Below are 19,230 nucleotides of genomic sequence, written 5' to 3'. Positions count from 1 at the left end.
AACTCAACCTCCGCAACTAAACTAAGTTTCCACCTACACAGTAGAGGATTTGAAACCATTGTCTAGGTGCGAACGTTGAGTTAATTATGAATCTCTATATATCAGAATTCTATTCTACGCTTGAAGCTGTGTAAGAATTTGCGGGTCCTTGATCTTCTGATCCTCAGCCAACAAGACAATTTTAGATAGAATCTCCGCTGTTCTTGGGTCTTCGTCCAGAAACGGCAGGAAGATGCGTCCACGATGCTGCGAATGCACCGGAATAATATGCAGTGCTCCCTTCGCTTGCTTATAGACACCCCCGCTTCCCAGATGCACAGCATATTCGCCAAGAGTCCCATCTACACGTGCATAATTCCCATCCAAGCGTACATTGCTAATTTTCAGCAGGCGAAGTGATTCCTGCACAATCACCCTACGCATTTCAATGGTCGTCAGACTGGCCTCCGGATCAACGCCGCCTACATGGGCAACACTGACGACCAGATCCACGTCCCGCATAACTTCGGAGAACAGAACAGGAGGAACTTCGTCCAACGGTACGCTCTTATACGTTGTCCGATCAAAGAACTGTACTGTCTCCAGCGTAGGAGCCTCAGTATCCGCTGGTGAGAACCAGTCTGCCATGGCATACAGGTTCGCAATCAGATTCTCGGCATAGTACACCTTCTGGAGTCCGTCCTCATAGCTGACTGTCCATTGGCGACCTTTCAATAGGGATACCGTTTTATTCGGCTGTACCTGGTGTCCCGCATATCGACGGGAAACGGTCGCGTTTGCACGTTCATCAGCATTCAGTAGGTACAGCTCACGGAACACCTGCTTAAATGGTTGGCGTATCTGGCGGTCGAATAAGTCCTTCTGGAAGTCGCTCCAACGACCACTTTCGAACAAATGAAGGGGATGAGCGATAATCAGCTTGTCTTCTTCTCCTATAGTATGCTGTTCAGCAAAAGGAGCCGTCAATACCAACGTTTCCTCATTAAAATATCCGAGGTGATCATCGGCCTTGAAAACCAGTGTTCGCACCAACGGAGCAAGCACAGGATTACCCAGCAATCCTCTCAATTCCTTCACCATAAAGGTCGTACCAGACTCCATAGAGCGTTCCAATTCTTTGCGAGCTCTGCGATACTGATCCACAAGATCTCCTTTAAGCTCCTTCAGCGACGTAACATACTCATCCTTCTTGAAACGAGCCGGAATGGATTTCAGCGTCTTGCCTTTGCTGACAATTTCAATATCTGCCGCTCCTTCAGCATCAATGACGAGCTGCACCGTTGTAGCCTCGTCCAAAGCATGTGGCTCAAAATAAGACCGGAGATCATCCAGCTTACGAGCTTCCATGTCCCATACGAGACGGGTTACATCATCATAACCTGCGTTACGTGCCAAATTCCCGAGTGCAATCCGTGAAACCAGTGCCTCACTGGCCTTACGCTGTGCCCCAAATTTTTTGCTTTGTTCCAGAAACCTCTGGATAAAATCATAACGTTCGCGTACATCTGGTTCAGGCGGCTGAGCAAGTGGAATCAGACTGTAGGTCAGCAAATGGTCTTTGTTTCGCTTGTCTTCCACTGATTTTTCCATGTCACTTCGTTTCAGCTTGCCTAGCGTCGCATCTGCAAACAACTGGGATCGACGATGATTGGCTCCAGCCGAAATATACTTGGCACAATCGTACAGCAGATCAAATCGTTCCTCGCCCAACGTCTCATAGGCCTCATGGAACCAGTGAATATCGAAGGCACCATCATTAAAATCTTGCGGAGCAATCGGCGAATAATGGGCTACAATCGTTTCCTTCTCGGCCGAAAAACCTTCATTGATATGTGCATGGAAATACCATGCGGCACTGCGAAGCCCTTCCCAACCGAGATAGTCTGCTACAATCTCAATCCACTGTGGAGCATACATAGCAGCCTCCAGCAGACGTTTATCCGTAATTTTAGTGTTTTTCAGCTTTTCCTTGAGCAACGTGGCATTCTCGCCATCACTCGGATAACATGCTTTGAGCAAGTGGCTGAACGATTCTTTTTTGGTAATACGATCACCGTAGCCGTACACATAACCACGCACAAACGTTTCCTTGTCGAGACCCTCCAAAATACGGATGAAATAATCCATACCTTCAAATTGGCTCAATCCCATAACCTTTGGCGTAGCCTCGGTAGGCAAATCGCCTCGAACCAATTCAACCTCTAACAGTCGATCAATAACCGTACGACGTATTTCCAAAAATTCATGTTTGCTAGAAATCCATGTATTGCGGGCATTGGTTAAGGAACTCATATGTCTTCTGCTTTCCCTACCGGCCAGCAGTTCCCGATAGACTTCCCCTACACCGATCAACCCTTTTTCATATGCTTTGAAATAATCCTCCAGATCCAGCGGAGAATAAAAACGATTTTCCGCTCCTGGCAGTTCTGCGTAGTTCACAAAGGTATGGAAAAAGCGCTTAAAGGACTCACCATCATGAACCTGCCCCTTCTCCAGTGCCACCCACGGGCCGGACAATAGATGGAGCATTCCCATATCCTCAGCAGGTCTGTCCTTAGGCACGCCCTGCATTAGTGAATTTAAAGCAAGGTCAATTACGTCAAATGTTTGGTCACCGGATGTGTCCATAAAATAAGCATTAACTAATGTACTTACCTGATCGGAATAGGTCAGCTCTGCCATCCACTTCTGAACCTCGTTAATCCGATCCAAAGGATACATTTGCTCAGCGAAGTCTTTACGCCATCCTTCCAGCAGCTTGTGCTTGCTTTGTTCTGAATAGTTCATGTTAAAAGAAAAGTATCGATAGTAGCGATCCAGCGTTCGGTCCATAGGCTCCAATCGGTCATAAAAAACAAGCTCCAGCAGTTCACGCGCTTCCATGCCGCTTTCCTGCAAATAACGGTCCCACTCCTCATAGAGAGGATATAAAGACAGTCTAGAATCTACTTCTTCATCGACCTGAACCAGCCGTAGAGGACGAAGGTTCGTCCCAATAAGCAATGTATCTTTGTAGCCCGAATAATACTCCGCAGTATATTCCACATCACGATGATGATGAACAAGCTCATCCAGTCCGCTCAAGAACTGCTTGAGCTTCTCCAATGGACTAACAAAAACATCGGACAATCGAAAATCACCCAGATCAACTTTCTCTTCCAACCAAGCTTCCTTGACATTCGGATCGTACAGGCCAAAACCGTTAGCCCCTGTATAAGCATCCTCCTGTCCCAGCTTGGACAGCAGTTGCTCCTCTTTGGCTGTGGGTTGCTGAATGATATCCGCCAAAGCCCGCAGGCTTTCATACTGTTCGGCACGATCCGGGTCTGCATATATCTTCGTCAATACTTCCAGTCCACCCAATCGTTGCAGCTCCGCCTTAGCACGAAGCAAGCGTTCCAATGAGCCAGCCAGCGGCCCTTCCGATTGTGAGAGCAACACACCAATGACACTTTGTCGCAACGATCCCGTCTTGAGCTTTAATAAGGCTTCCATTTGTTGCATTTCTGGTTCCGACAGCGTCAGCTTACGCGCCTTGGCCACAGCGAACTCACGGATACTCATACTTTTGTCAGACAAACTGGAAAAAATAAAATCACGCTGTACCGTATCCTCAGGGTTTTGCACAAAATGGTTCAACAGTTCGCCACGCAGATTAGGGCTAATCTGTTCCTTTAAGGCTATGATTTCCCCAATCCAGGAAGCGTCCATATCATAACCAGCGAGATACAGCATTTTTTGAATAGGTGCATCTGAGCGGTGATACAGATTAACAAAATCCAGCACCTTGGAGGGCTCGGTGGACTCACCCTTTTTCATATGTACAAACAGGTTATGAAGTCGTTCAAAATCCTTACGCCGCTCCTCTTTGCTCTCCAGCAAAGGAGTGCGCACCACTTTAACAATCCGATCCGCGACCGTCCCGCCTTCTATCCATTCATAAAAATAATTGCTTGTATAGTTCGTCAATATCCAATATTGAAGCTCCGGGTCCGTTTCATCCAGATATTCTCTCGCGATTCCGAGGCGCACATCCTTGTTGTCACTGTTAGACAGTACATAAAGCGCTACGATCTTCTGGTAGGGTGCTCCCTGCTCCATGAGTTTCTGAACCTGTCCATACAGATCACGTTCCTCATGTACTGCAGTAGCCCACAAACTCATATATACTTCATTAGCATTTGAGCTGGTCAGCCATTCTTGGCGCAGTTCACTACGAGTCAATGCTTCATATGCCTGCTCGACCAGTTGACGAACGACCCGCTGGTTGGCGGACTCCAGCCCCATGCCCGTCCATACTGCAAGCGCCCGCACTACCGAGCTGTAACGAATGAAGCCTTGGTCGATGATCACCTTTAACAGATATATTAGAGCCTCCGGGGTTCCTTCATCCATTTGTTCCACGATACTTTGGCGCAATCCCTCCTGGAGCTTGGCGGCTGCCAAGAGCTCGCCGATCATGCGATAATTCTCCTCCTGATGACTCAGGAGCATGCCTTTAATCATATTGCGCGTAAGTAACGCAGCCTGATTATCTCCATAAATAATAGCTTTTAACGCCTCAAGCACCTGTAAATTATCGTTATCCAGCTCATAAGCAATCCAGTCACCAATCGTTTCCTGAATCCGGTAATCCCTGCCTGGTTCATAATCCTTTTTTGTTAAATAATCCATTACAGAGAACCCGATACAGTCCATTCGAATCAACTGCACCATTCTTTTATAAATCCGGGAAGTATGGGCCGTAATATCCGAAGTGCGAAACGGTTTTCGCGCATACCCTGTGCTGTATGGATATTCAGTCACATGCTCTGTTAGATGGGCGAATACATCGCCCGCTGTTTGTCCAATTAGAGCACGTAATACCTCTGTCAGTGGCTTAAACAGCGGTTCTCCGCTTTCTGTCGCCCGTTCTTTTAATATTCGCTGACATTCGTTAAATGGCTCCTCGTTCTCCTGTATGTAATGAAGCTTCCCCAGTTCCACAACATACTGGGCTAACTCCTGTTGTTGTCCATCCAGTTGCGCCGCGCGCTCCTTCAGTGTGGTGAAATATTCTTGCTCATTGTTCTCTTGATGCATATTTCGTTTCCCCCTCTACCATAGGCCTCCAGCCAGCATTGTGAAGCGTATAAATACAATCTCATTCCCATCCTTAAGTGACAAAGGAGCATCCAGTTCAATAATTTCCTCGTCACATACAAAAACTCTGTATAAACCATCTTCAAAAGCCTGCATCGCCGTGTTCACAGCATCCTTAATATCCGGGACACCCTCATTATATATGGAACCGAATCCTACTTTGCCTATCTCGCCTTGTGCCTGAACTTCCTCTCCCGTGAGGAACGGAATCAGCGCGACACTCTCCTGCTTTTCCCGTAGCTTTTGAACATTCAGAGCAACGGTTGCAGTAATCAAATCTCGCAATGTTTCTGGAGCAGGACTCAGTTCTAATTCCTGTCGTGCGAGTGCGGGCTTGCGCTTTCCCAGACTTTTTACAGTTACAAACAGCTTCATGTCGTTCCCCTTCCTTTTTATTCACGCTTTTGGCCCGTTGTCAGCTGAATTTTTTGACCCATATAAAAACACCGTTAACGAAATCGAAAACGAATGTTTGTTCGTATATTTATTTTAATATGTTCCTTATCATTACTCCATCGCCCTTTATGACCAAAATTCGCAGCGGTGTAACACCCTAAAATCTTAAAAAATAAGACTTTATACCCTGTTTTCGATCATTCCTTTCCATATTAAGGATGAAAAAAAGACCTGCACAAGGGAGACCATCTGTTCTTCACAGACTTCCTTCCATTATACAGGTCGTATTTCATCATAAAACGATGTTTCAACATACTTATTTCAGGATTTTGCAAAATTCGATTCCAGTCGCTCCAACGTGCAAGATATAGACGAACTAAACCATTTCGATCTATATCTTATTCATTGGAAGTCGCTTATTGGATTTTTGCAAAATCCTCATTTATTTAAAATGCTGGAACAACGCTGTCCTTGTAATTATCCTCAAAAAATTTACGTACTTCCGGTCCAGTCATTCGCTTTGCCAGCTTTTGAATAGCATCGGAATCTACATTATCCTTACGCGCTACCAGATTAATGGCAAAGTGCGTATCGTCTTTTTCGGTAATCAGCGCGTCCTTCTTCGGTGTCAGACCGAGCGGCTTGGCATATGCGGGATACATGGCAGCCATGTCCACATCATCCAGTGACCGCGCCAGCATCAACAAATCCACTTCTTTAAACACGAATTTTTTCTTATTCTCAATAATATCAGCCTGTGTAGCATTATAGCCTACGCCTTCTTTAAGCTTGATCAAACCGTTTTGCTCCATCATTACTAAAGAGCGTCCGGTATTGGCCGGGTCATTGGCAATAGCAATGGTCGCACCTTCGGGCAGGTCTTTAATGTTCTTGTATTTTTTGGAGTACGCGCCATAAATGGCATTGTAAATTGGTTTTACCGCTACCAAATCGGACTTGTTGCTTTCATTATATTGTTGCATAAAAGGAGCATGCTGAAAGAAGTTAGCATCCACTTCATGGCTTGCCAATGCGTTATTCGGTTGGATATTGTCTGAAAGCACGACGATTTCCAGATTGACTCCGTCCTGTTTAAGCAGCGGCTTCACGATATCCAGCACATCTGTCATCGGTGGGATTAGCGTTGCTACTTTCAAGGTCACTTCTTTTTGGGAAGTTGCTTCTTTAGACTGTGTTTCTGGAGCAGCCTGCTTTTGACCACCGCATCCGGCAACCAGTAGCATAACGACAGCAAATAGTGTGAGTAGTTTCAAGTTCGTTTTCATGTTGTTTTTCCGACTCATTTGATGAGGAACCTCCAAGTAAATTGTGATTGGGAAGATAAAAATGAGTTACAGTACAGCCGCAGCCGCTTCGCGTGCAGATTGTTCTTCCGATCGCTGTTGAAATGGGATTCTCTCTGATTTATAACACAATTTATAGGTTAGAATCCCATTTCAAAGGCGAACGCTGACGCTTCTCCAGAACAATTCTGTCCGCTCCGCTTTTGAGGTACTGTAAAGTCATTTTTATTTCCCATAGTGGGTGGTGCAAGTGTAGCGAAAAGTTACATTTCTGCCCTATCGCTTGTCGATCCGACGGGATATGGTGCTTCCAGTGAACTGGATCGTTTGTACGAAAATAATCATGACGACGATGGTGAACGCCATCAAGCCTGTTTCAAAACGCTGGTAACCGTAGCGGATGGCAAAATCGCCTACCCCGCCGCCGCCCACAATGCCCATCACCGTGGAGTAGGAGATGAAGCTAATGGTGGACGTGGTCAAACCCAGTACAAGCCCGGAACGAGCTTCTACGTACAGAAATTTAAAAATAAGCTGGAGGGTGGATGCCCCCATAGAAGTAGCGGCTTCAATTACACCCTTGGGCACCTCAAGCAATGATTGCTCCACCAGCCTCGAATAATAGGCGATGGCCACCACTGACAAGGGAACCGTTGCAGCCATCGTGCCCAGCGCCGTCCCTACGACCAGACGTGTAAATGGAATCATGAACACGACGAGCAGCAAAAATGGGAACGAGCGGATGACATTGACCACACTGTTCAATAGGGTGAACAGCAGTCGATTTTCATATTTTTGCCCTTTGCCGCACAAATACAAAATCGTTCCTGCCGGAAGACCTAACAGTACAGCTGCTGCGATAGAAATCCCCACCATGATAAACGTCTCTCCGATGGCTTTCCATATCTCAGACTGGTATTGCGCAATGATGCTCAGCATTTCATTCATCAGCTTCACCTGCTCCCGCTGTTGAACCTACCGCAGTGTCAGCTACACGTTGCGTTGAAAGCAGTTGCCCATCCCGCATTTCTGATACACGGGTACAAATATTGCGTACCACGTCCATATCGTGCGTTACGATTACAATGGTAACTCCCAGTTCCCGGTTGATCTCCCGTAACACGCCCAGAATATCCGCGGTCGTCTGCGGATCAAGCGCCGAGGTCGGCTCATCACACAGCAGCACCGCAGGTCGATTCGCCAGCGCTCTGGCTATCGCCACACGTTGCTTTTGGCCTCCGCTCAGTTGTGCCGGATACTGTTCTGCTTTATCAGCTAAACCGACGAATTGCAGGCATTCGCGCACACGTTCCGCTCTCTCTTTTTTCCCGACACCTGCCAGCTCCAACGGCATTGCCACATTTCCACTGACCGTCCGATTGTGAACAAGATGATAATGCTGAAAAATCATCCCTATGGATCGCCGCGCTTCACGGAGACGTTTTTCCGGCATGCGAGTCAGATCTTCCCCGTTCACAACCACGTTTCCCTCATCCGGCCTTTCCAATACATTCATCAACCGGAGCAACGTAGACTTACCGGCACCGCTGGCACCTATGATACCGTGAATTTCCCCCTCCTCCACTTGAAGGGACACGGATTGAACCGCATGAAATTGGCCGCTTGAGGTGGTATAATGCTTGCTTACCTGATGCAGCGTAATCATGAAACCTGGCCTCCTGATGATCCATTTCTCAGGGAAAATGTAATAAGCCCGCCAGCCCAGGCGGGTCTGTACGAGCCGTCAATTCCCATTGCATTAATATACCACAGAGCAGAAAACGGGCAAAGCCTTTTGACAACAATTAACGCACATCCCACACCCCCACGTAAGGAAAGCAGATACCGAGTCCCCAAGCCAGCGTAAGCATGATGACAAAATAGAATATGAACACAATATCTACAGCCGAATAGCCAATCGCATAATAATACGTGCGTTTGGTTTCATTGGTAAAACCCTTGGCTTCCATGGCAATAGCAATTCTCTGTGCACGCCGGATACTTTGAGCGAGCAGCGGAATTGCATACCTGCGAAGCGTGGCATACATATTCCATTTGGACACATGCTGATGTAAACCTCGAATACGATGGGCTTGTCTCAATGCCTGGAATTCCTCCACCATCATGGGCATCAACCGCATGGCTGCCAAAAAGCTATACGCATACTTCGGAGAGAGCCTCCATTGCTGCATCAGTGAATAAAAAAGGTTCACTGGACGAGTCGTTAAACCAAACAGCAACCCTACCGCCGCCATACTCAGCGCACGAAAGCCCAGATGTATACCCCGATAAAAGCTTTCCTGCGTAATATGGATCAGGCCCCATGTCCACCAGGTCGTCACCCCTTTGCCGAACATCATCATGCCCGTTGAGGTTGAAATAAACACCAATATAAAGGGAGATCCATACAGCAGCAGCCGCTTCCATGGATGGCCTGACCAGACAAGCAGCAGCAGCATAGCACACGCAACATTAAACATGACATTCGGATCATGAATGACTATAACGACCACAAACAGTATGGAAAACATAACGAGCTTTAGGCCCGGATTCACACGATGCAGCCATGTTTTATGATGGGGAAAGGACAGGTTCATACTGTAGTTCCCCTTTCTGAATCCGCCATATATCGGTACAATATCGATGGACAATTTCTGGGTCATGCGTGACCATCACAATGGCCGTGCCTGCCGCTCTCAGCTGCTCCAACATATCCAGCATGACAAAGGTATTACGCGCATCCTGCCCAAAAGTCGGTTCATCCAGCAGCAGCACTTCCGGCTCACGGATCATAGCCGTAGCAATACTCAACCGCCTTTTTTGGCCCAATGAAAGCTGATACGGATGACGCTCGTCCAGCCGCTCCAGTCCGAACTGTACGAGCATCCGATCCACCCGCTCCCGGCACTGTTCAGCACTAAACAAGCTCTTCGGTAACGAATACTCTAGTTCCTTTCGTACGGTATGCGCTACGAATTGCAGCTCGGGATTTTGAAATGCGAACCCGATACGCTCTGCCAGTTGTTCTGTACTGCCTGCCTCAATTCCGCGCACGCTATAACGTCCCTGTGTGCGAAGTAAGCGCATCATGGAGAGCAGCAGTGAGCTTTTGCCAGCCCCGTTTTCACCGACCACGCCAATCCAGTCGCCAGGCTTCACCTGCGCATGCTCCACATAAATCACTGAACTTAAACCGCGGAGGCCACTAAAATGTTCCAGCTCCAGCAAATCAATCCCTGTACCATTCCCCGTACCATTCTGCTGTGTCACTGATTCACTCCAACGCGGCGAAGACGATTCACTCCATACTCCCGGGTACCACACGCCATACTCGGACAATGCCTGCCGCTGCCCATGAAATACTTCTTCCGCCCTTCCATCCGCAATGATCTCCCCTTGAGCAGAAAGCACCACAATCCGGTCCACATCATGGACAATTTCATTAATTTTATGCTCCACGATCACCAGTGTCTGGTCTACCGAAATGTTTCGAATGGTATCCCACACCTGTGTAGTGCCTTCCTCGTCCAACAAAGCCGTGGGCTCATCCAGAAAAAGCACTTCTGGCTCCATAGCCAGCACAGACGCAATCGCCAGCCGCTGTTTCATTCCCTGTGACATGCTGCCAATGGGCATGTGTATATCATCCGTTGATAGACCAACCTGTATCAGCAGCTCGCGAATACGGGATCGCATCTGCTCACGAGGAACCTGATTATTTTCCAACACAAAAGCCAGTTCCTCGTCTGCATATGACATACAAAACTGCGTATCAGGATCTTGAAATACAATACCTGAGACACTTGGGATTACAGCAGCATCGCATTTCATAGGCACTTCTATCGTGCGTGGAATCAGACCGCTTAACACTTGGAGCAGCGTTGATTTACCGCATCCACTCGGTCCCAGCAACAGCAGCTTTTCCCCCTTGCGGACAGACAAAGACATATTGTGAAAAAGCAGCTCCTGCTCACCGGGGAATTTCAACCGAAGACGGGTGATCGAAGCCACCACATCTTCGGTTGCCTGGCTCATCAATCCAGCCCCTTATAATCTTGTTCCGTTGCGGGTCTCAAACTTCGCGTGACTCCGGTTACCTCCAATGCCCTAGCCAGATAGAACGCGAATACCCCGGCAATCACAATGCTGCCAATCATGCGAAAACCAATATACAAAACATAGTTCCAGGTCGAAAGCTGATCAATATACCCGTAGCTGAAGTCTAAAATCAGAGAAGCGACAGCCGCCCCGGCCGCAGCTAGCGAAGCAACCCACAGGTTTGCGTTCCGATACAGAAAAGCCGCAAAAAATAGCTCCGCTCCCAAGCCTTGCAGCAGGCCATAGTACAAAGTGGACATCCCCCATTCGCTTCCCAAAAAAGCACTGACCGTTGCCGCTGCCACCTCTGCCAAAATTGCAACACCCGGCTTGCGAATGATGAGATAAGCAAAGGTGCCTGCCATAAACCACATGCCATACATCAGTTGCTCGGTGTGTAGACCGAATGGTTTCATCAAATCATAGGCAGGTCCCCATATTTTGTAGACTAACCCGAACACAACAGCGATCACAATCGTGACCAAAATATCAGTCAGCTTCAACCCTTTGGACGCTCTTACAGCAGTATTCATTATTGCGTGCTCCCCTTATCCTTATAATTGGCCTCTTGGACATAAAAAAAAGCTTGTCTGGAGCTGAATCTCCAGGCAAGCTTTATGCGCAGTAAAAGGTGAAGCACCATACAAAACATCATTCGTCGATATGCCTTATATAACCAGTAGTCTAAGCTACTACACTGATACCAAGCCAAAGTCAGGGTCAAGGTAAAATGCTAGGACATACATTGTATCTATCGACAACCGCAAAACAAGCGGCATTCCTGTATAGTGTTCTTGGTTTCTCTACGCTGGCATTACCCAGATCAGATTTCACGGTCAGTGGCAAGGGCCACCCTCTCAGCCTGACTTTCTCAAGCTCCCGACAATGCTTTTTTAATTCACTATAATATATACCACATCTATGGCTTTGACAATCCTATAATCCGAAGAAACGTTTGGCTGTCTCCGTCGTGGCGATTTCGATCTCCATCATGCTTCGGCCTGTACATTCGGCTATCGTAGCAGCAATGTGAGCGAGATACATCGACTCATTACGCCCTTCTTTGGGCTTCACGGGCAAATTACGCGGGGTCAAAAATGGAGCATCCGTTTCAATCATCAGACGGTCCAAGGGAATATCTCTGACCAGTTCACGCAGATGTTTGCCACGCCGTTCGTCGCAAATCCAGCCGGTGATCCCGATATACAGTCCCATCTCTACATACGTATGCAATTCTTGTTCCGTGCCTGTAAAACAATGCACCACTGCTTTATCGACAAGCCCTTGATACTCCCGCAGCATAGCGGCAAAATCCTCATGTGCATCTCGTTCATGCAAAAATAACGGCATATTCAGCTCACCCGCCAGTTGGATTTGCTCGCCAAACCATCGGCGCTGCACATCACGCGGCGAAAAATCACGGTTATAGTCCAATCCGCATTCCCCTATGGATACGACCTGCGGCTGACTCGCCAGCTGACGGAGCTGCTGAACCGTCTCTGCGCTGCAGTCTTTGGCATCATGGGGATGCACGCCAGCTGTCGCATACAGCTTGCCCGGATAACGTGCTGCATACTGAGAAGCCTCCCGACTGCTGCGGACACTGGTCCCGGTAATAATCAGGGGTGAAATCCCTACAGCTGCGGCTCTCTCTACCACCTGTTCCCGATCCGCATGAAACGAACGGTGCATCAAGTTCACGCCAATATCAATTAACGGTGTACCCCTTTCCATCTCAATCCCTCCTTCGCAAACTACAATCTCGGATCAATCGGCTCCGATTCCAGAGATAGCGCGGCAAGGACGCATTCATGAATACGATCTACCGTATCCTTGCGGACAAAACGTTCCACGCCTTCCATACCAAGCGCTCCTTCCATCAGGGCATGACGCTCCTTTTTGTTCGTTCGACGCTGCTTCAGACGCTTTAAATTCTCAGGGGCAAGATAATCCATACCGTAAATGATGTGCAAATACTTCCGGCCTCTCACCTTGATTGCAGGCTGAATCATCTTGTCCCGATTTTTCATCAAAAAGCGTTCCGGCTTGATCACAATCCCTTCATGACCATCCTCTGTCATCTCGTTCCACCAGCGAATGACCTCTTCCTCGCTTGCTTCGTCCGTGATAACGCGATACTCTGTCTCCATAAACAGGGAAGACAGCCCAGCCAGCTCCCGGTTTTGCTCCATATGCCAAATATGAGAATGGTCGAAAAAAGTCTTTCCGCTGTGTGCCAGTGTATGGAACGGTGCAATACGAATTTCATCCAGACCGTCCACATCCCAGCAATATTTTTGAAAAGCCTCTTGAAACGTTACGGCATTCGCGTACTTCTGTTCCATTTCCTCCAACCAGTCTCCAACCTCTCGACCTGCAACCTTCGCCTGCTTCAGCTTGTCTACCAGCTTACTGCGATCCAGCAGGGCTGCCTCCCCCACATGCGCATACTGTGCAGCAATCAGTTCCCTAGCCTTGAGATTCCACGGTACAATTTCCGCATCCAGCAATACAAAATCCGTCTGGTTCCGTTCAAAATATCCAGCAGTCCGTAGATCCACATTCAGCTTCTCCACCACTTGCTTCCCAAGGCTTTGTTCAAAGAAAGCTCTCCCACTCCGACTGTAGATCGCGCCCAATGTCGGGTAGCCTACATATTGAACAGCGGCCTGTTCGTTTTTGAATAACAGTAGAATAGCTCGGCTACCCATATGTTTTTTCTCGGCCACCATCGTTTGTACTCCTTGTCCTCGATAATAAGCTAGCGCCTCACGTGGATGCTCCAGATATCCTTCCTCTGCAGACACCGCTGAAGCAGGGCTCATCGTCGGTGGAATATACACCAGCTCCTCCATGGGTACAGTCACATGTGACACGGTATCTATAGCGGATTTGATCCATTCTCCTTGTACGCGCACTTCGCCATACGATTCCGTCAACACACTGTAACCAGCGATTAGCTTGCGTAAATTCGGCGGGGAAAACCGTTTTCTCTGCCACCGGACAAGTGGGCTATCTGGATCATTCGCATAATTCTCATGTGCCGGAACGCTGACAAATTCCTTTTCCGGATAACGATAAGCGGTCAGCATCCCGCCAAATACCACACCCTGATCAATATTCACCGTCTGGTTCACAAGGGTAGGTTGCGGTCTCGGATCATGTCCCCATACTACTATTTCTCCCGATTCATGGTCTACGAACCAATCCTTGCGGATCGGTGTTCCGTTCGCATCCTGTCCTTCCGTATCTCCATAGCGGCAATAATCAGAAATACGTGCCGACTGTTTGCCAATAAAATGATCCTTAATCCCGGCATGAGCCACGACCACGTGTCGCAATCCATTTCTGCCAAAAATAAGATGAGAGGGTGCATGTAGCAGAAAATCTCTCAACTCGCTTCTAAGCTGTTCCGCCGCTGTCTTGCCCGCTTTTTGTTCATATTGGGCCAGTTCCTCTGCAAATCGTTCATCGCCATGACTGAGAGTCACCTTTCTCCCATCGAGGTAACGGCCGATTTTCCAGCCATGATTGCTGTCAATCATATACGCTAGTCCGGCATCCACGTGCTTTTTCCAGAACTGCACCGCTTGTAACGATTCTGGGCCACGGCTCATCACATCCCCGACAGATACTAGTCTTCTACCATCTGGATGATGGTATAGTCCTTCCGTATCTTCCGTATATCCTAGCCGCTCTATCACTTCCAGCATCTCACGGTAGCACCCATGGATATCACCAATGATGTCAATACCTGAGCCAATCTCATGAAACAGTGGCTGCACACGGCGAACAAAGTTCATTTCTTCTACATCCTTAAGAACATAGCAAGCGTTAAAGCCTTCCTCACGGATACCACGCAGGTTCCGCTTTAACAGCTGTGCCTGCTGCTTGACCCGTTGGCGGCCACGCGGATGCTCCCTGCCTAAATCACGTTCCAGCAGCACAGATTCGGGTACATCCAGTACCAAGGCCATAACAGGAACGTGCGCCTTGGCTGCCAGCTGTACATATTTCTGGCGATCCTCAGCGTACAAATGAGTGGCATCCACAACCGTTAGCTTATTCAAGCGACAGCGCATAGCCAGAATCGTATCCATCGCCTCAAACGCCTTGGCTGACATTTGCTGATACTCATAGAACAGTACGTCCGATTCCAGCCTTGGAAGTCCACTCCAGTCTATAAATTCCGTATCTCCGACCAGCTTGCGAAAATGATCCGAGGATACCACTTCTGTCTCCAGTAGAATCCCTTCGCACACCAGCCTGTCCAATAATGTGGTTTTGCCACTGTTGGAGGCCCCCACCAACACAACCAGTCCAGCATGCGGTAAATGAATCGTACGTTTGGATGAATTGCTCATGCTTCCTTCTGCTCCTTTCTGCGCGTAAATATAGCCATTTGGGTCGGTTGTCCAAAGCCTTCGATCTCTTCTCCGATCCCCTTCAGCGCTACCGAATAAGGAGCTTCCTCAATCCACTGCTCACATTGTTCCTGAAACTCGCTTCTATTCCATTCAAAACGGTGATCGCCATGCCGCAGCTCTTGCTGGTTCATACGATATACCTCATTATATTCACGATTGGGAGTCGTCACGATCAGCACATTTGGCTGATACTCCGTCACAATCGTCTTCATCACCCGGTTCAGACGATGCTCGTCCACGTGCTCAATGACCTCACATAGGATCATCACATCTTTGCCCCGCAATTGTTCATCATAATAAAAGAGAGAGCCCATCATGGGTGTAGGAATGATCGCGTCGGTATGCCTCTCCAGCTTGGCAAAACGCTCCATGGCTCTCACCTGTGCATACGCAGACGGCTCCACCGCCCAAATTTCTTCAATGCCCGTCATTCGGGCCATCCGAGCCGAAAGCTTCCCTTCTCCTGAACCAAAATCTACGATTTTCTGTCTTCGAGGCAGCTTGCGAATCACGTCCATAATAGCTTGATATCGCAGTTCATTCAGCCGTACAGTAGGCTGTTGCTTCCCTTCCTCCTGTGGCTGTTCTGGCTGTTGAATCTGTTTGTGCTTATCATTTTGAGCTTGGACAGTATGTTTTTGAGTATGTTTTTCAATATGTTTTTGAGTACCTGTTTCAGCAGAATCTGATTGCTCAAATTGCTCAATCAGATTGGTAAAACGAAGCGTGCGTCGAATGATGAGCTCGCGTAGCGGATGCTCTGGCAGCCAGCCTTCACCGTAACGTCTCAGCTTGTCAAACTCTTCTTCACTAATATAGTAATGCTTATAATTATCCAGCACCGGAATCAACAGCAATAACTGACGCAGCGCATACTGCACCGTCTGGTGGCCACTTAACGTGACATATCTGACGGTGCTTCGATTTTTCAGCTGAAAAGAATAATCTGCTTCCCCTCGTTCTATGGCCACTTGATAGCCCAGCGGAGCAAATAGTCCCTCCACCACAGAATCCGGCAAATCCGAAGCAACAGGCCCAAACGATAACTCCAGCGCAAAAGGGTGCGTCACCCATCCTGCATAATCTTCTTTGGGTTTACCGTTCAGGGCTGTGCCAAGCGAGCCACGAATATAGGTGCAAAATAAGCTGCTGGTTACAAACTCCCGATCATTTATATATTGTGTAATATCATAGCTGTCTGGACTGTTTTTGACCAAATCAATCGAATCTGGCGAAGCCTGAATGACGATCTCAGCCTCTTCCTCGGTAAAAACAGTGTACACCATGCGTACACGTGCGCCTTTTTCTGTGCGATCATACGTATTGTAAGGATTCTTAGCAAGCAAATGCGAAATCATCCCTGCATTCGTTCCGGTTGCTTTTAGCGTAATGTGCATACTCCACTTTTCCTTCCCAGCTTATGCTTTCCATACTTCATTCACCGCAGCGCGGAACAAATCATCCAACTGCTGATCCCGGCCACTCTCCATATGCTGAAGCAAGGGCGCCTTTTGTTCAAAATAAGCAATTTGCTGCTGGATAAAATCATTCACCACCGAAAGCCGTGGCTCCATATCCAGTTCCTCACCCGCTTTTTTACGTTGTAGCAAATGCCCGATCACCTGATAAAGTTCTGTATCGGCCGGAATTAATTCCTCTAGCAAGTCTACGAATTCCATCGGAGGCATGATGTTGTAACGTTCAATCCAGCCACAGGCCAGCAGTGGGCGCAGTACATAAAAATACTTTTTAATCTTCACCTGTTCTCCTTGCAAATAATCCCGATAGTTCCCCCGCGCCATATTCAGGTAATGGTACACACAGGACTTCGGAGAGAAGGTTAACGGCGATATCGCACGAATCTGGTCAGCCACTGAATACTGCTCCAGATAGGGAATCGGAGATTGCAGCCATTCCAGCAAAGGCGGATTGGACTTGCGAAACAAATGGAGTGCCTTTTTCAAATCCCAGCCGTTCATATCCAGCAAATTGCTGATGGGTCGCTCAATCACATCCCGCTTATCAAAGATAGATAAATACCATTCTACGGGTCTTACATAGATAAATCGTACATCATAGTCACTGTCCTGTGAAGGAAACCCCCATGCCCGACTGCCTGATTCACAAGCGTATACAATGCGCACCTGCTCCTCCTGCTCCAACGCGCGCAGCTCACGCAAAATCGTCTCGCACATGTCCGGTTGAATGAAACCCTGCCCATGCTTCACATCTGTCATGTTGTTCCCTCCCTTATCATTAAAGTATTTCCCGAATCTGTTCTCTAATCGACTCCTCCGTTTCAGCTACCGATAAGCGGCGAAGGCGCTCTGTCGTTTTCTCTCCCCACATCTCAGAAGACCATACCTTGAGTACATGAAGCGCTGCACGGCGATTGGAGGTCACCGGACTCCAAAGCCCAGCAGCAACTAGCTCTTGTCCCATTCCTTCGTGAGAAGACAATAGTTGCAACAGCATACCCAGACATTGATGCGCTTCATACTCCAGTCCATACCCAGGTAGATTAGCAGGGCCGGAAGCAATCTCTCCCAAGGGCAAGTGCTGTTCTGCAAAAGCCACCAACTTGCGCACCCGCTGTTCATCCTCTGTCTTGATGAGTTCAAAGTACAGATTAGGCTTGACTGGGTATCTGCTTAATTGATCAAATAGCACGGGCCATACATCTAGTGTTAGCATTTGAGCTGCGCGAATGGCACAGTGGAGATGCGGTGAATCTGCATGCTGCAGCTCCTGCTCTACCAGCTTCACCCACTGCGGATCGTCCATCATCTGCTGGCACAGCGACGCGTAACGTCTACGCAATTCCGGTGTCCATTCATGCTCATAACGAGTCTCCCATGAATCGTCCTCTTCATCCAGAAAGTCTGCAATATCCATGATGATCGTAAAATGTTGCACCGTCGTGCACATGGCCTTGGCATGACGAAGGTAGTTACCTATAACCATAGCGGCATGCTCATAATCGTCTATACTTTCCGCAGGTCCGCCTGCTGCCAGCAAAGCCGACAGAATTTCGCCTGCTCCGTCAAACAACTCCTGATCAATCTGCGGAACGGCGATGGCTGTATGCAGCTCGCCTTTATGAGCGCACTCATAAGCAAGATATTCATACATGACATTATTGCGGAATCCTTCCCGCAGTAGCCAATCACGTATTTCCTGACGCGTAGGTTCCAGCCGTTCCACTACGTGAATACGTCCCCAGCCATGTACCTGGCGGGCTAACGTATACAACTGTTCGTTGGCTTGCTCCGAAATATTACAGATAGCTACAGCCGCATATAGCGTGAATTCATCATGCTTTGCCAGCGTTAAAATAAGCTCGTGATGCTGCTCTGTCTCCAGCAATCCAAGCAACGCAATACCAATCTTCACCACATTGCGGTGTGCTCCGTGTTCAGCCAGCCAACGCGCTTCCTCATACAAACGATCCGGCTGAATTGCTGGATGCTGGCGCACCGCATCCAGCAACGGATCAATCAGACTGAGCGCATGTTCCTCCATCAAGCGTACATACGTCTCACGTCTCGTCTTCATTCCTGGCTTACGACATTGTCTGGACAACAGCTGCACCAGATCCTTGATTTTATCGGCTACATGCTCGCCAGCACCATGATGCCCAAATGCTCCATCTAATCCTCCTGCCACCCAACGCATCGTGTGACCTGCCCAATATTCTTCATCGTCCGGTAATTGATCATCAGTAAGCCTGCCCTGAGTATCCATTCCCTGCATAATCGTTTCATAAATCGAAAGCTTGCCTACCCATGGATATAACACTTCATTTTTGCGTCGTCCAAACATGTTGCATCACCCTTCTGTTATGTATTGCTTCTTATTTCATC

General features: G+C 48.2%; 13 protein-coding genes and 1 riboswitch. All 13 genes read right to left on the bottom strand.

Annotated elements, in window-relative coordinates; all coding sequences use genetic code 11:
- Nucleotides 1-114: 114 nt before the first annotated feature.
- Nucleotides 115-5,082: a DUF4132 domain-containing protein gene (locus MKX59_RS25685; RefSeq protein ID WP_340859366.1), complete on the bottom strand. Its 4,968-nt coding sequence runs from the start codon at nucleotides 5,080-5,082 to the stop codon at nucleotides 115-117.
- Nucleotides 5,083-5,097: 15 nt separating this feature from the next.
- Nucleotides 5,098-5,517, bottom strand: a complete 420-nt coding sequence (locus MKX59_RS25680) for a hypothetical protein (RefSeq protein ID WP_023987163.1) — start codon at nucleotides 5,515-5,517, stop codon at nucleotides 5,098-5,100.
- A gap of 467 nt (nucleotides 5,518-5,984) precedes the next feature.
- Nucleotides 5,985-6,842 carry a MetQ/NlpA family ABC transporter substrate-binding protein gene (locus tag MKX59_RS25675; RefSeq protein WP_023987162.1) on the bottom strand — a complete coding sequence of 286 codons (858 nt, stop codon included), beginning with the start codon at nucleotides 6,840-6,842 and terminating at the stop codon, nucleotides 5,985-5,987.
- Between the two features lie 276 nt (nucleotides 6,843-7,118).
- A complete protein-coding gene (locus tag MKX59_RS25670; RefSeq protein WP_013308947.1) occupies nucleotides 7,119-7,790 on the bottom strand; it encodes a methionine ABC transporter permease in 672 nt (223 codons plus the stop codon).
- Nucleotides 7,783-8,508: a methionine ABC transporter ATP-binding protein gene (locus tag MKX59_RS25665; protein WP_023987160.1), complete on the bottom strand. Its 726-nt coding sequence runs from the start codon at nucleotides 8,506-8,508 to the stop codon at nucleotides 7,783-7,785. The genes MKX59_RS25670 and MKX59_RS25665 overlap by 8 nt, the downstream gene beginning before the upstream one ends.
- A gap of 139 nt (nucleotides 8,509-8,647) precedes the next feature.
- On the bottom strand, nucleotides 8,648-9,439 hold the full coding sequence (locus MKX59_RS25660; RefSeq protein WP_023987159.1) for an energy-coupling factor transporter transmembrane component T family protein: 792 nt from the start codon (nucleotides 9,437-9,439) through the stop codon (nucleotides 8,648-8,650).
- Entirely contained in the window at nucleotides 9,414-10,877 is a 1,464-nt protein-coding gene (locus MKX59_RS25655; protein ID WP_071559245.1) for an ABC transporter ATP-binding protein, read from the bottom strand. Before MKX59_RS25655 ends, MKX59_RS25660 begins: the two co-directional genes overlap by 26 nt.
- A complete protein-coding gene (locus tag MKX59_RS25650) occupies nucleotides 10,877-11,473 on the bottom strand; it encodes an ECF transporter S component (RefSeq protein ID WP_071559246.1) in 597 nt (198 codons plus the stop codon). Before MKX59_RS25650 ends, MKX59_RS25655 begins: the two co-directional genes overlap by 1 nt.
- A 249-nt stretch (nucleotides 11,474-11,722) precedes the next feature.
- Nucleotides 11,723-11,832, bottom strand: a riboswitch (TPP riboswitch).
- A gap of 44 nt (nucleotides 11,833-11,876) precedes the next feature.
- On the bottom strand, nucleotides 11,877-12,674 hold the full coding sequence (locus MKX59_RS25645) for a TatD family hydrolase (protein ID WP_028542048.1): 798 nt from the start codon (nucleotides 12,672-12,674) through the stop codon (nucleotides 11,877-11,879).
- A 20-nt stretch (nucleotides 12,675-12,694) separates the two neighbouring features.
- Nucleotides 12,695-15,304: a polynucleotide kinase-phosphatase gene (locus MKX59_RS25640; protein WP_071559247.1), complete on the bottom strand. Its 2,610-nt coding sequence runs from the start codon at nucleotides 15,302-15,304 to the stop codon at nucleotides 12,695-12,697.
- Entirely contained in the window at nucleotides 15,301-16,764 is a 1,464-nt protein-coding gene (locus MKX59_RS25635) for a 3' terminal RNA ribose 2'-O-methyltransferase Hen1 (protein WP_103744808.1), read from the bottom strand. The genes MKX59_RS25640 and MKX59_RS25635 overlap by 4 nt, the downstream gene beginning before the upstream one ends.
- 21 nt (nucleotides 16,765-16,785) lie before the next feature.
- Nucleotides 16,786-17,604: a nucleotidyltransferase domain-containing protein gene (locus tag MKX59_RS25630; RefSeq protein ID WP_103744809.1), complete on the bottom strand. Its 819-nt coding sequence runs from the start codon at nucleotides 17,602-17,604 to the stop codon at nucleotides 16,786-16,788.
- A 19-nt stretch (nucleotides 17,605-17,623) separates the two neighbouring features.
- A complete protein-coding gene (locus MKX59_RS25625) occupies nucleotides 17,624-19,189 on the bottom strand; it encodes a limonene hydroxylase (RefSeq protein ID WP_103744810.1) in 1,566 nt (521 codons plus the stop codon).
- Between the last annotated feature and the right edge of the window lie 41 nt (nucleotides 19,190-19,230).

The organism is Paenibacillus sp. FSL R7-0340, from assembly GCF_038002205.1.
Classification (GTDB): Bacteria; Bacillota; Bacilli; order Paenibacillales; family Paenibacillaceae; genus Paenibacillus; species Paenibacillus polymyxa_B.
Note: the sequence above shows the minus strand (reverse complement) of the source record. Positions and strands in the feature narration are given on the sequence as shown.